This is a genomic window from Aquabacterium sp. (assembly GCF_036279675.1).
GTDB lineage: Bacteria > Pseudomonadota > Gammaproteobacteria > Burkholderiales > Burkholderiaceae_C > Aquabacterium.
Genome location: NZ_DASUIS010000038.1, coordinates 45,047 through 58,293 on the forward strand (window position 1 = coordinate 45,047; position 13,247 = coordinate 58,293).

13 protein-coding genes are annotated in these 13,247 nt (G+C 62.2%); 7 read left to right on the top strand and 6 right to left on the bottom strand.

Going from position 1 to position 13,247, the window contains the following annotated elements:
- Positions 1 to 52: 52 nt before the first annotated feature.
- Complete coding sequence (locus VFW93_RS04100) at positions 53 to 721, bottom strand: DNA-binding response regulator (protein ID WP_329692716.1); 669 nt, start codon at positions 719 to 721, stop codon at positions 53 to 55.
- Positions 705 to 4,151 carry an ATP-binding protein gene (locus VFW93_RS04105; protein WP_329692717.1) on the bottom strand — a complete coding sequence of 1,149 codons (3,447 nt, stop codon included), beginning with the start codon at positions 4,149 to 4,151 and terminating at the stop codon, positions 705 to 707. The genes VFW93_RS04100 and VFW93_RS04105 overlap by 17 nt, the downstream gene beginning before the upstream one ends.
- A gap of 233 nt (positions 4,152 to 4,384) precedes the next feature.
- Between VFW93_RS04105 and urtA the strand changes: the two genes are divergently transcribed.
- From urtA to VFW93_RS04140, 7 genes are all read left to right on the top strand, one after another.
- A complete protein-coding gene (gene urtA, locus VFW93_RS04110) occupies positions 4,385 to 5,638 on the top strand; it encodes an urea ABC transporter substrate-binding protein (RefSeq protein WP_329692718.1) in 1,254 nt (417 codons plus the stop codon).
- A gap of 140 nt (positions 5,639 to 5,778) precedes the next feature.
- Positions 5,779 to 6,693 (top strand): urea ABC transporter permease subunit UrtB, encoded by a 915-nt coding sequence (gene urtB, locus VFW93_RS04115; RefSeq protein WP_329692719.1) that lies wholly within the window; start codon positions 5,779 to 5,781, stop codon positions 6,691 to 6,693.
- Between the two features lie 26 nt (positions 6,694 to 6,719).
- Positions 6,720 to 7,910, top strand: a complete 1,191-nt coding sequence (urtC, locus tag VFW93_RS04120) for an urea ABC transporter permease subunit UrtC (RefSeq protein WP_329692720.1) — start codon at positions 6,720 to 6,722, stop codon at positions 7,908 to 7,910.
- Between the two features lie 32 nt (positions 7,911 to 7,942).
- A complete protein-coding gene (gene urtD, locus VFW93_RS04125; protein WP_329692721.1) occupies positions 7,943 to 8,698 on the top strand; it encodes an urea ABC transporter ATP-binding protein UrtD in 756 nt (251 codons plus the stop codon).
- An 11-nt stretch (positions 8,699 to 8,709) separates the two neighbouring features.
- A complete protein-coding gene (gene urtE / locus VFW93_RS04130) occupies positions 8,710 to 9,399 on the top strand; it encodes an urea ABC transporter ATP-binding subunit UrtE (protein ID WP_329692722.1) in 690 nt (229 codons plus the stop codon).
- A 14-nt stretch (positions 9,400 to 9,413) separates the two neighbouring features.
- A complete protein-coding gene (gene fmdA / locus VFW93_RS04135; protein WP_329692723.1) occupies positions 9,414 to 10,643 on the top strand; it encodes a formamidase in 1,230 nt (409 codons plus the stop codon).
- Positions 10,644 to 10,660: 17 nt separating this feature from the next.
- Positions 10,661 to 11,014, top strand: a complete 354-nt coding sequence (locus VFW93_RS04140) for a zinc ribbon domain-containing protein (protein WP_329692724.1) — start codon at positions 10,661 to 10,663, stop codon at positions 11,012 to 11,014.
- Here VFW93_RS04140 and VFW93_RS04145 read toward each other — a convergent pair whose 3' ends face one another.
- The 4 genes from VFW93_RS04145 to VFW93_RS04160 all read right to left on the bottom strand — a co-directional run bounded on the left by VFW93_RS04145 (position 11,015) and on the right by VFW93_RS04160 (position 13,182).
- A complete protein-coding gene (locus tag VFW93_RS04145) occupies positions 11,015 to 11,455 on the bottom strand; it encodes a CBS domain-containing protein (RefSeq protein ID WP_329692725.1) in 441 nt (146 codons plus the stop codon). It abuts the gene before it with no gap.
- A gap of 33 nt (positions 11,456 to 11,488) precedes the next feature.
- A complete protein-coding gene (locus VFW93_RS04150) occupies positions 11,489 to 12,001 on the bottom strand; it encodes a DUF1269 domain-containing protein (RefSeq protein WP_329692726.1) in 513 nt (170 codons plus the stop codon).
- Between the two features lie 123 nt (positions 12,002 to 12,124).
- Complete coding sequence (locus VFW93_RS04155) at positions 12,125 to 12,703, bottom strand: phosphohydrolase (protein WP_329692727.1); 579 nt, start codon at positions 12,701 to 12,703, stop codon at positions 12,125 to 12,127.
- Positions 12,704 to 12,723: 20 nt separating this feature from the next.
- Positions 12,724 to 13,182, bottom strand: a complete 459-nt coding sequence (locus VFW93_RS04160; protein ID WP_329692728.1) for a hypothetical protein — start codon at positions 13,180 to 13,182, stop codon at positions 12,724 to 12,726.
- Positions 13,183 to 13,247: the final 65 nt, after the last annotated feature.

Here is a 13,247-nt window from a genome sequence, read left to right on the forward strand (position 1 = left end):
TGAGGGTTTGCGAGATGACAAGAACCTTGTGGATGGCTCTTGCGCCCGATCATCATGCAGAAATGGCCCTGCTGGCCAGCGCCGCGGCAGCAGCGCGTGTCTCCACACCCAGTTTCTCGAAGATGTGTTCCAGGTGCTTGTTGACCGTGCGATGGCTCATGCCCAGGATGTCGGCGATGTCACGGTTGGTCTTGCCCTTGGCCAACCAGCCGAGCACCTCGGTCTCCCTGGGCGTCAGGGCTGCCTCGTTCAAGCGACTGAGTTCTGTTGAACTGCCTTCGTGCGTGCGTTGCCCTTGCTGCATGGCATGGCGTGCATCACGGGCCATGCGTGCGTTGCGCACATGGGTGCTCAGGCGGGCGAGCACCTCTTCGATCCTGACCGGCTTGACCACATAGTCCACGCCGCCCGCCTCAAAGCCCGCCACTACATCAGCCGTGTCGGACAGGCCTGTCATGAAGATCACCGGGATGGCAGACCATGCTGCATGGTTCTTGATGCGCTGGCAGGTCTCGAAGCCCGTCAGACCAGGCATGACGCCATCCATCAGGATCGCATCCGGCGACACCACATCGAGCCTGGCCAGGGCTTGCTCGCCATCGCGTGCCACCAGCACGGTGTAGCCCTCATCGGCCAGCGCGTCACACAACATGCGCAGCGAGTCCGGCGCATCGTCCACCACCAGGACCGTGCCCTGGCTCTGCTCAAGCTTGGGATTCATCAAGCGTGTCCTCTGCGAGATAAGGTGCGACATAGGAGACCACGGCCTCCATCTCAAATTGGTCAATCAGTTCGCGCAGCCTTCGCCAATGGCGAGACTGATCGGGCGCCGCCTGCGTCCATTCGTCCAGCGCGGACTGCAAGCCCTGAACATGGCCCTTGCGTGCCAGGCGATCGAGTTCCCACGCGGCATCCTGCGGCATGGCGCTGTCCTGACCCGAGAACAGGTCAAGCTGCGGCAGCTCGGCGGCATCCAGGTGATCGGCACTGGCGCTGGCAAGCGGCGCCCTCACCCACTGCAGATCCAGATGGCGCGCCAGGGTATCGAGCAGCTCGGACTCCATCACCGGCTTGGCAACGAAGGCCTGGCACTCGGCTGCCGCAAGGTTCTCGGATCGGTTCTCGAACACATTGGCCGATACCAGCACGATCGGCACATCCTTGAAACCAGCCTGGCGGATGGCACGGGCGGTACGCCAGCCATCCATGTCGTCCATGGAGATGTCCAGCAACACGGCGTCCGGACAAGCCTCCTTCACGCTCTCCAGCCCTTCCTGACCGCTGGCAGCCTCACGGATGTCAAAGCCCAGCGGCAACAACATGCCGGCCAGCATCTGCCGCTGAATGGGTTGATCGTCCACCACGAGCAGGGTCTTGCGACGTCCTTCGTAGCCGATGATCGGGCGCTGCAGCAAGCGCGTGTTGAGTTCACCTGACTGCTTCAACCGGGCTTCGGGCGGTGCCGCGATTTCCCGCAGGTACAGGCGCACACTGAAAGTGCTGCCCTGGCCCATCACGCTTTGCACACTCAACTCGCCGCCCATGAGCTCTGTCAGCAAGTGGGTGATGGTCAAGCCCAGGCCCGTGCCGGGCTCGCTGCTGCGGCGCCCGCCACTGCCTCGCTCGAAGGGCAGGAAGATGCGCTCCAGATCCTGGGGTGCAATGCCGATGCCCGTGTCAATCACCTCAAAGCGCAACACCTCGCGACGCGCATCGAGCCTGAGGGTGATGCGCCCTTTTTGCGTAAAGCGCACGGCATTGCTCAACAGGTTGAGCAGGATCTGGCGCATGCGCTTGGCATCCGCCTGCACCCACAGGGGCACCTTGCCGCGCGTCTCCAGCTTGAAGCCCAGCCCTTTGGCCTCGGCCTGGGGCTGCACCATGCTGACCACATCATCGAGGAACTCTGGCAGAGGCACCGGCGCGGACTCCAGCCTCAAGCGCCCCGCCTCGATGCGCGCCAGATCCAGCAGGCCGTCAATCAGACCCATGAGATGCTCGCCGCTACGCTGGATGGTGTTGAGCGCCGTGCGCTTCTTGCCGCCTGGCGGCGCCTCCTTGAGCAGGATCTGCGCATAGCCCAGGATGCTGTTGAGTGGGGTGCGCAGTTCGTGCGTCATGCCGGCCACATAGCGTGTCTTGGCCTGATTGGCGGCTTCGGCCAGTTCCTTGGCCTGCTGCAAGGCCGCATCGGTGCGCCGGTGGGCATCGATCTCAAGCTGCAGCAGTTGGTTGTGGCGGTTCGAGTCATCCTGCGCCATGCGCCGGCTCTCGGAAGCCAGCACCACCCACCAGGCGCAAACGGCCGCCGCCAGCAACAGCAAGGCAAACACCTTGACGAAGGGGCCGTCGAGCATGGTTTGCCCGGTCACCACGCCTTCCTGGTAATAAACGACGCCCAGCACGAATGCCAGCAGCGTGGCGATCGACAGGAACACCACCAGGTAGTGCCCCACCCTGAAGTTGATGCGTCTGGAGAGCGCCACAGGCAGCACCGCCATCAGGCCATCCGACACCTGCTCGGCAGCACGCGAGCGTGTCTTGCAGCGATCATGGCAGCGAGACTCCAGCGTGCAGCACAAGGAGCAGATCGGCGCGTCGTAAGCCGGGCACATGGCCATGTCTTCGGCCTCGAAGTGGTTCTCGCACACCGAGCAGCGCACCAGTTGCCCCGGCTTCCACTGTGTGCGGGGCAAGCGGGCCAGGTAGTAACGCCCCTGCGTGGTCCAGGCCAGCAAAGGCGACATGACCATGGCGATGCCCAAGGCTATGAAGGATGACCAGGCCACCGCCCCTTCCCCCATCAGCCCCGCATGCGCGGCCACGGCCACCACAGCGGCCGACAGGGTTGCGCCCAGCCCGACCGGATTGAGGTCATACAGGTGCGCGCGCTTGAACTCGATCCCCTTGGGTGACCAGCCCATGGGCTTGTTGATCATCAGATCAGCAACCAGCGCCCCCACCCAGGCAATCGCCACATTGCTGTAGAGGCCCAGCACGCGCTCCAGCGCCCCGAACACCCCCAGCGTCATCAACAGCACCGCGATGATGACGTTGAAGACCAGCCACACGACCCGCCCCGGATGGCTGTGCGTGAGCCGCGCAAAGAAGTTGGACCAGGCCAGCGAACCCGCATAGGCATTGGTCACATTGATCTTGACCTGCGACACGATGACGAACAGCACCGTGGCACCCAATGCCCACGTGGGCGACGAGAACACCTCGCTGAAGCCAGCCAGGTACATCTGTGTGGGCTCGATCGCCTTGTCCACCGGCACCTCATGCTGCAGAGCCAGAAAAGCGAGGAAGGCGCCGGCCAGCATCTTGAGCATGCCGGGTACCACCCAGCCGGGTCCGGCCACCAGCACGGCCGTCCACCAGCGCACCCGGTTCTCCCTGGTCTTCTCGGGCAGAAAGCGCAGGAAGTCGACCTGCTCGCCGATCTGCACCACCAGCGAGAAGGCCACGGTTGAGGCCAGCCCCACGGCGGTCATGTCAAAACCACTGCTGCCCGTGCTGCGACCGCTCAGCGAGGCAAAAGCCACATAGGCCTCGGGGTTCTGAAACGCCACGAACAGAAAGGGGCAGATCCACAGCGACAGCCACACAGGCTGTGTCCACATCTGCAGGCGCGAGATCAGGGTGATCCCGTGCGTGACCAGCGGGATGATGGCCAGCGAAGACGCCACATAGCAAACGGGCAAGGGCCATCCAAACAGCATCTGAAGGGCCAGCGCCATGATGGCCGCCTCCAGCGCAAAGAAGATGAAGGTGAAACTGGCGTAGATCAGCGAGGTCAGCGTGGACCCCAGGTAGCCGAAGCCGGCTCCCCGCGTGAGCAGGTCCATGTCCACGCCATATTTCGCAGCGTAGTAGCTGATGGGCAGGCCGGTCAGGAAGGTGATCAGGCCCACGATGAGGATGGCCCACATCGCATTGGTGAAGCCGTAGTTCAGCGCAATGGCGCCGCCGATGGCCTCCAGCGCCAGAAAGGACACGGCGCCAAAGGCCGTGTTGGCCACCCGCATCTCGCTCCATTTGCGGAAGGTGCGAGGGGTGTAGCGCAGCGCGTAGTCCTCCAGGGTCTCGTTGGCCACCCAGGAGTTGTATTCACGGCGAATGCGAAAGATCTTTTGCCGGGCTACGGACACGAACTGGCTCCGAAAAGAAGGACGGCTCAGCTTGTATGCAAGAAGCGATCCACCAGTTCTGGCGTCGTATGCGTACGCCCACTACGTCAATTAACGTATTCATGGAAAACCCGCTCATCCGTACTGTTGCACCCAAGGTCGCGACAAGCGGTGCGGGATGACAGGTTCGACAAGGACCACTCGTGCACCACGGCGCGGCATCGGCAACCCGTTTTTGTGCAAGGAGTCCTTTCATGTCGAATGACCAGAACGATCTGTCCCTCAACCGCCGCCGCGTGCTGCAAGGCCTGGGCGCTGTCCCCCTGATGGGTATCACCGGCCTGAGCTACGGCGCGGCACCGGCCACCTCGGCTGTCAACACGACCAAGCTGGCCGTGACCGATACCGAAGTCATCGTGGGCCAGTTGCACTCCGCCACCGGCACCATGGCCATCTCGGAAACAGGGTCGATCCAGGCCGAGCAGCTGGCCATCGACCAGATCAACGCCATGGGTGGTGTGCTGGGCCGCAAGATCAAGGTCATCAAGGAAGACGGCGCATCCGACTGGCCGACGTTCGCCGAGAAGTCCAAGAAGCTGCTGGTCAATGACCGTGTCGCCTGCGTGTTCGGTTGCTGGACATCGGCTTCGCGCAAGGCCGTGCTGCCCATCTTCGAAAAGGAAAACGGCCTGCTGTACTACCCGACCTTCTATGAAGGCCTGGAGCAGTCCAAGAACGTGATCTACACCGGCCAGGAAGCCACGCAACAGATCATCTGGGGCCTGGACTGGGGCGCCAAGGAGAAGAAGGCCAAGACCTTCTTCCTCGTGGGCTCGGACTATATCTGGCCACGCACCTCCATGAAGATTGCCCGCAAGCACATCGAAACCGTGGGCAAGCTGGGCAGCGTGGTGGGCGAGGAGTACTACCCGCTGGGCAACACCAACTTCAACTCCCTGATCAACAAGATCAAGGTGGCCAAGCCCGATTGCATCTTTGCTGCCGTGGTGGGTGGCTCCAACGTGGCTTTCTACAAGCAGCTGAAGGCCGCTGGCATCACGGGCGCCAAGCAGTTCCTGCTGACCCTGTCGGTGACCGAAGACGAAATGCTGGGTGTGGGCGGCGAAAACTTCGCTGGCTTCTACTCCTCGATGAAGTACTTCCAGTCTCTGCCCAACGACAACAACAAGAAGTTCGTCGAGGCATTCAAGAAGGCCTACGGTCCCAAGTCGGTGATCGGCGACGTGACGCAGGCCGGCTACCTGGGCCCCTGGTTGTGGAAGGCCGCTGTCGAGAAGGCTGGCAGCTTCGACGTGGACAAGGTCGTGGCCGCATCGCCTGGCATCGAGCTGAAGACAGCGCCTGAGGGCTACGTGAAGCTGCACGAGAACCATCACCTGTGGAGCCGAGCACGCATTGCCCAGGGCCAGCCAGACGGCACGTTCAAGGTCGTGGCGGAGTCCAAGGACCTGATCGAGCCGAACCCATTCCCCAAGGGATATCAATAACCCCCACTTGTTGAGCGCGCGGTCTGCCTGCCGGTATTCAGACGACGGCAAGGGTTCAGGCAAGCAGACCGTTTCCTGCGTCGGCGCAGTGGCGATGAGCTCAAGCGCCACGCAGGTTTTTTTGCTGGAGGGATTGCCCCATGTCTCTATCTGAAATGATGAATATCGGCCTGATGCAGGGCTTCGCAGGCTTGAGCCTGTTTTCGGTGCTGCTGCTGATGGGCCTGGGTCTGGCCGTGATCTTCGGCCAGATGGGTGTGATCAACATGGCCCATGGTGAGTTCATGACCATCGGCGCCTACACCGTGTACATGGGCTCGACCCTGACCGAGAAGTACGCACCGAATCTGGTGCAGGCCTACTTTCCCTTCGCCATCCTGGCGGCATTCCTGATTGCCTTCGGCGTAGGCTGGCTCACCGAGTGGGCCCTCATCCGCCACCTCTACAAGCGCCCGCTGGATACCTTGCTGGCCACCTGGGGCCTGAGCCTGGGCCTGCAGCAGGTCTTCCGCACGGCCATCGGCCCCAAGGAAGTCAGCCCGACGCTGCCTGACTGGCTGATGGGCTCGTGGGCACCGCATGAAGGCCTGGACATCCCCATCAACGGCATGTTCGTGATGGGCCTCACCGCTCTGGTCACCGTGCTGCTGATGCTCGCGCTGTACAAGGCCCGCTGGGGCTTGCGTGTGCGTGCCACCGTGAGCAACCGCGTGATGGCCAATGCGATCGGCATCAACACCAAGCAGACTGACCGGCTCACCTTTGCCATCGGATGCGGCATTGCCGGTGTGGCGGGTGCCGCCTTCACCACCATCGGCTCCACCGGCCCGACCAGCGGCTCGCTCTACATCGTGGACTCCTTCCTGGTGGTCACCTTCGGTGGCGCAGGCAGCCTGCTGGGCACCGTGGCATCGGCCTTCGGCATCGCCCAGACGCAATCGATCAGCGAGTTCTTCATGACGGGCTCGAACGCCAAGGTGCTCACGCTGCTCGCGGTCGTGACCATCCTGATGCTGCGCCCACAAGGCCTGTTCCCCTCGAAGGTCCGCAAGTAAGCCAACGGTTTGAAAGGAGTTTTTTCATGAGCAAAGTTCAAACCTGGATCGCGCAGCAAAAGCTGGGCAGCATCGCGCTGCTGGCCCTGCTGCTGATCGTGGTCTTCCCCCTCGCGCTGGACATCTTCCGCCTCAACCTGATCGGCAAGTACCTGACCTACGCCTTCGTGGCACTCGGTCTGGTCATGCTGTGGGGACATGCCGGCATCCTCAGCCTGGGCCAGGGCGTGTTCTTCGGCCTGGGCGGCTACATGATGGCCATGTTCCTCAAGCTGGAGGCCTCAGACCCCATCAGCACCAAGATCCAGTCCACCCCCGGCATCCCCGACTTCATGGACTGGAACCAGCTCACGGCCCTGCCCTCCTGGTGGGTGCCATTCAAGAGCCTGCCTCTGGCCTTGATCGCGGTGCTGGTGGTGCCCACACTGCTGGCCTTCATCATCAGCTACGCCATGTTCAAGCGGCGCGTGGGTGGCGTGTACTTCGCCATCATCACGCAGGCCGTGGCCCTGATCCTGACGGTGTTGATCATCGGTCAGCAAGGCTACACCGGCGGCGTCAACGGCATCACCGACTTGAAAACCATGCTGGGTTGGGACATCCGTACCGACCATGCCAAGTACGTGCTGTATTACGTGTGTGTAGGCTTGCTGCTGGCATCGGTCTTCCTGTGCCGCTGGGTGCAGTCGTCCAAGCTGGGCACCCTGCTGCTGGCCATGCGCGACAAGGAAGACCGCGTGCGCTTCTCCGGCTACGACGTGGCCATGTTCAAGGTCTTTGCCTTCTGCCTGGCCGCCATGCTGTCGGCCATCGGTGGTGCCCTGTTCACACTGCAGGTGGGCTTCATGTCGCCTTCCTTCGTGGGCATCGTGCCGTCCATCGAGATGGTGATCTTTGCTGCCGTGGGTGGCCGCATGAGCCTGGTTGGTGCCATCTACGGTGCCCTGATCGTGAACTTCGGCAAGACCTACTTCTCCGAAAGCGCACCTGATCTGTGGCTGTTCCTGATGTCGGGTCTGTTCATCGGCGTGACCATGGCCTTTCCCGATGGCCTGGCAGGGCTGTGGGAGCAAAAGATCAAGCCCTGGTGGGACAAGCGCCAGGCCGATCGCGCCGCCCAGGCCGAGCGCATCAAGGCAGCCCACGCGGCCTACCCCAATGTGCTGCCGCCCGGCAAGGACGGCCTGCCCCCCGGCATGAGCGGGCAACAAGCCTGATCCCCTCACCTGTTCACACAAGGAACCTCATCATGAGTGACACAAGTGGCAAGAAAGAGTTCGTGCTCTACATCGAGGATCTGACGGTGTCCTTCGACGGCTTCAAGGCCATCGACAGCCTCAACCTCTACGTCGACAAGAACGAGTTGCGCGTGATCATCGGCCCCAATGGCGCAGGCAAGACCACCTTGCTGGACCTGATCTGCGGCAAGACCAAGGCCAGCACCGGCAGCATCAAGTTCAAGGATCAGGAGCTGACCAAAACGCCCGAGCACAAGATCGTGCGTGCCGGTGTGGGCCGCAAGTTCCAGACACCCTCCATCTACGAGAACCTCAGCGTCTTCCAGAACCTGGAAGTCTCTTTCCCTCGCGGGCGCAGCGTGTTGGGCGCACTGGGCTTCAAGTGCACGGACGAGGTCAAGGCCCGCGTGCAGGTGGTGGCAGAAGAGATCGGCCTGTCGGACAAGCTGGAGACCGAAGCCGGCCTGCTTTCGCACGGGCAGAAGCAATGGCTGGAGATCGGCATGTTGCTGATGCAGGAGCCCGAGCTGCTGATGCTGGATGAGCCCATCGCCGGCATGAGCGCCAAGGAGCGCGAGCAGACCGCCGAGCTGCTCAAGCGCATCTGCAAGAACCGCTCGATGATCGTGATCGAACACGACATGGCTTTCGTGGCGCAGATCGCCTCGAAGGTGACGGTGATGCACCAGGGAAAGATCCTGGCAGAGGGGACGATGGACCAGGTCCAGAACGACCCCAAAGTCATCGACGTCTATTTGGGTCACTGAGGAGACACACCATGCTGGAAGTCAAAGACCTGTTCGTGAGCTATGGCCAGAGCGAGGCGCTGCATGGCATCTCGTTCGAGGCCAACAAGAATGAGACCGTGGCCATCATGGGCCGCAATGGCATGGGCAAGACCACGCTGTTCAAGAGCCTGATGGGCGTGCTGCCCACCAAGTCAGGCGAGATCAGCGTGGCGGGCAACAGTGTGGTCAAGGACGAGAGCTACAAGCGCGTGGCAAAGGGCATCGCCTACGTCCCGCAAGGCCGCATGATCTTCCCCACGCTGACGGTGGAAGAGAACATCCAGACCGGACTGGAAAACAGCAAGAACAAGAAGATCCCTGACGAGATCTACGCCCTCTTCCCTGTGCTGTTCGATATGCGTGCACGCAAGGGCGGCAACCTGTCGGGTGGGCAACAGCAACAGCTGGCCATTGCGCGTGCCCTGGTCACCAACCCCAAGGTGCTGCTGCTCGACGAACCCACCGAGGGCATCCAGCCTTCCATCATCAAGGACATCGCCAAGGCCCTCAACGAGATCCGCAAGTTGCGCGAGATCACGATCGTGGTGTCCGAGCAGGTGCTGTCGTTCGCGATGGATGTGGCCGATCGCCTCTTCGTGATCGAAGGCGGCCGCCTGGTTCATGAAACAACCCGCGCTGATACCGATGCAGAGCGCATCAAGGCTTATCTGTCTGTTTAATAAAGGAGCATGCCATGGCTGACACCCTGATCAAAGTCGACCTGACCCAATCGCCCACCCTGAACGAAAACATCCACAACCGCTGGCACCCGGACATCCCGATGGCCTGCTGGGTCAACCCTGGCGACGAGTTCATCCTGGAAACCTTCGACTGGACCGGTGGCTTCATCAAGAACAACGATTCGGCCGATGACGTGCGTGACATCGACCTGAGCACCGTGCACTACCTGAGTGGCCCCGTGGGTGTGAAAGGCGCCGAACCTGGCGACCTGCTGGTGGTGGACCTGCTGGACATTGGTGCCAAGCAAGACAGCCTGTGGGGCTTCAACGGCTTCTTCAGCAAGCAGAACGGCGGCGGCTTCCTGACCGAGCACTTCCCGCTGGCGCAGAAGTCCATCTGGGACATCCACGGCATGTTCACCAAGAGCCGCCACGTGCCTGGTGTCAGCTACGCAGGCCTGATCCACCCCGGCCTGATTGGCTGCCTGCCCGACCACAAGATGCTGGAGGCATGGAACGCCCGCGAACAGGAGCTGATCGATTCGAACCCCGGTGTCACCGGTCTGGCCAACCCGCCTTTCGCCGGCACGGCCCACATGGGCAAGCTCACCGGTGAAGCCAAGGAGAAGGCCGCTGCCACCGCGGCCCGCACCGTGCCCCCACGCGAACACGGCGGCAACTGCGACATCAAGGACCTGTCACGCGGCTCGAAGGTTTACTTCCCCGTGTATGTGGATGGCGCAGGCCTGTCCGTGGGCGACCTGCACTTCAGCCAGGGCGATGGTGAAATCACCTTCTGCGGCGCCATCGAAATGGCCGGCTGGGTGCACATGAAGGTCACGCTGATCAAGGGTGGCATGGCCAAATACGGGATCAAGAACCCCATCTTCAAGCCCAGCCCGATCAAGCCCGTCTACAACGACTACCTGATCTTCGAAGGCATCTCGGTGGACGAGCAAGGCAAACAGCTCTACCTGGACGTGAACGTGGCCTACCGACAGGCCTGCCTCAACGCGATCGAGTACCTCAAGAAGTTCGGCTACAGCGGCGCGCAGGCCTACTCCATCCTGGGTACCGCACCTGTACAGGGCCACATCAGCGGCGTGGTGGACGTGCCCAATGCCTGCGCCACCTTGTGGCTGCCCACCGAGATCTTCGACTTCGACATCAACCCGACAGCAGCCGGGCCCACGAAGTTCCTGGATGGCAGCATCGACATGCCGATTTCGCCGGACATCAAGTAAGCGACAGGAGCACGCACATGCCCACCTACGACTATGCGTGCCCAAGCTGCGGCGGCTTCGACGCCTTTCGCAGCCTGGCCCAACGCAATGACCCCTGCGCCTGCCCTGACTGCGGCACGGACTCGCCTCGCGTGTTCGTGAGTGCACCGAGGCTGGCCTGCGTGAGCAGCGACACGCGCACGGCCATGGAAACCAACGAGCGCGCGCAACACGCGCCGATGTCATCCAAGGAGTACGGTGGGTACCAGCGGCTCAAGCACCCGTCAGGCTGCGGGTGTTGCTCGACCGGAGCCAAGCGCAGCGCCACGGTCAAGGCAGCCAACGGGAACAAGATGTTCCCGAGCAAGCGCCCGTGGATGATCAGCCACTGATCAGGCGCGCACGCCGGTGATGTAGTGCTCCAGTTGCTCGATGATGAACTTCTGTTCGGAGATGATGCCCTTGACCAGGTCACCGATCGAGATCATGCCCAGCAGGCGCTCACCGTCCATCACCGGCAAATGGCGCAGGCGGTTCTCGGTCATCAAGGCCATGCACTCTTCGCTGGTCTGGCTCGGGCTCACGTACATCACGGCCGAGGTCATGATCTCGCTCACGTCCGTCTCCCGGGACAAGCGCGACATGAGCGCGATCTTGCGCGCGTAGTCGCGCTCGGTGATGATCCCGACGACCTCGCCGTCCTCCATCACCAGCAGCGCGCCCACACGTTTTTCCGACATCTTGACCAGGGCGTCATAGACCGACGCTGTGGGTGCAATGGTGTGGACGGCCTGGTCCTTCTTGGACCTGAGAATGTCAGCAGCTGTGGTCACCTTGTCGCTCCTCTTTGTGGGTCAAACACATGATCAGGGGAAGGAAGGCACATGGGGTTCGTGCCCTTCGAAATGGGCTTCCGGGTTGTGCGCCGCCATCAAGGCCTCGATTTCCTTGACGCGGTGATGGGGAATGTCGGCCATGAGCAGGATCATCCCGTGCTCGATGTCCCACTTGAACCGCACCAGGCGACGACTGGGTACGGACACCCCGACCATGCTGGCTGTCCAGGCACCAAACAAGGCGCCAGATCCCGCCAGCGCCGCCACCAGGGCAGGCTTGTTGGCCTCATTCAGCATGGGTGACAAGGCGAACAAGGCCCCGCATGCTGCGCCCAACGCCGCCCCCAGAGCCAGACCGCGCTGCGCGGCACTCACCAGGTCGGAAGACTGCAGCGCGCTGGCCTTGTGCAGGCTGCCCAGATCGGTGCCCTCTCGGGCGTGGAAATGCAGATGGCGGTGCTCGATGCGGGCCAGGAGCAATTGATCCATCGCGCGTCGGGCGCTCGCGAGATCCGGCAGCAACCAGTAGATTCGGTGGCGCATGGTTCCCTCCGATCAGCGCCAGCAAACAGGCGCCAGACGGCACTTGTACACCCACGCCAGGCATCAGGCAAGCCATGCCACCAGTAGGGATTTGACCGTGAGAGCACCAGGCCGGGCGCCTGGTTACTTCTCGAGCGCGGCCTTGTAAACAGACTGCCTGGGCGCCGCCATCACCCGCCGCAGCATGGGTTCGAAAAAGCTCAAGGGCAGCATCTCCGCCTGACCATCGAAAGCGGGGTTGTCGTACTTCACGACGAACTCGGCCGTGTGCGCCGCAAAGGGATGGTCCTTGAACTGGTCACGCATGTGACGGTCCAGACCAATGTGGTGGAAGAAGTTGTAGCCCTGAAAGATGCCATGGTGCTGCACCATCCACAGGTTGGCCTCGCTCACGAACGGCTTGAGGATGGCCGCGGCAATATCCGGGTGGTTGTAGCTGCCCAGCGTGTCGCCGATGTCGTGCAGCAGCGCGCACACCACGTACGCTTCATCTCGCCCATCGCGATAGGCCAGCGTGGCCGACTGGCGGCAGTGGCTCAGCCTGTCGATCGGGAAGCCGCCGAAGTCACCATCGAGCAGTTGCAGATGGGCCAGCACGCGATCCGGCAAGGCGCGCGCCATCTTCATGGCCTCGGGCATGATGAGCGCCCAGTCAGCCTGGGTGCTGTCTTCCATGCGAGTGAAGGTGGCACGAACGGTCATGTTGGCGAACTCCTGCTGTCTCAATGGTTGATCGCACGCTCGATCTGCTTGTCCATGATGGAGGGCTCGCCTGGCGGCCCCGCCAGATCACGAACATTGGGCACACGCCCCTTTTGTTCGTTGGCGGCCGCATTGTCGGGGCGCTCGCTTTTCACCACGGTCACGGAGCCCTTGTCCAGCGGGCGCTCTGCGGAAGGATGCTTGCAAGGTTCATCGGTGTAGGTCACCGTGTTGCCGACCTTGCACTTGTGGATGCCAGCAGGGGCCTGCGGCAAGGATTCGGCCGCGGGTTGTGCCACCTTCGCCTCGTTGCTCACAGCAGAGACCATCTCCTTGGCTTGCGTGACCTCCTGCTTGATGGCCGCAGGCAAGGCGTGTTCAGGCACGAGCGTACTCAAACGCCCCGCCACGAAGTATTTCCAGACCAGGGCCAGCAACACGGCCAGCACCGCGCCCATCAGTATCTTGCGAACCAACATCAACCGGACTCCTTGCAGACTTGTTCTTCAAGTCTCGCATTGTCCCGCACCTGTGCCCGGGCTGG

Coding starts and splice junctions, on each gene's coding strand:
- urtA (WP_329692718.1), top strand. CDS start 4,385: ATGTCGAATGACCAGAACGATCTGTCCCTCAACCGCCGCCGCGTGCTG.
- VFW93_RS04160 (WP_329692728.1), bottom strand. CDS start 13,182: ATGTTGGTTCGCAAGATACTGATGGGCGCGGTGCTGGCCGTGTTGCTG.
- fmdA (WP_329692723.1), top strand. CDS start 9,414: ATGGCTGACACCCTGATCAAAGTCGACCTGACCCAATCGCCCACCCTG.
- urtC (WP_329692720.1), top strand. CDS start 6,720: ATGAGCAAAGTTCAAACCTGGATCGCGCAGCAAAAGCTGGGCAGCATC.
- VFW93_RS04100 (WP_329692716.1), bottom strand. CDS start 721: ATGAATCCCAAGCTTGAGCAGAGCCAGGGCACGGTCCTGGTGGTGGAC.
- urtD (WP_329692721.1), top strand. CDS start 7,943: ATGAGTGACACAAGTGGCAAGAAAGAGTTCGTGCTCTACATCGAGGAT.
- urtE (WP_329692722.1), top strand. CDS start 8,710: ATGCTGGAAGTCAAAGACCTGTTCGTGAGCTATGGCCAGAGCGAGGCG.
- urtB (WP_329692719.1), top strand. CDS start 5,779: ATGTCTCTATCTGAAATGATGAATATCGGCCTGATGCAGGGCTTCGCA.
- VFW93_RS04140 (WP_329692724.1), top strand. CDS start 10,661: ATGCCCACCTACGACTATGCGTGCCCAAGCTGCGGCGGCTTCGACGCC.
- VFW93_RS04150 (WP_329692726.1), bottom strand. CDS start 12,001: ATGCGCCACCGAATCTACTGGTTGCTGCCGGATCTCGCGAGCGCCCGA.
- VFW93_RS04155 (WP_329692727.1), bottom strand. CDS start 12,703: ATGACCGTTCGTGCCACCTTCACTCGCATGGAAGACAGCACCCAGGCT.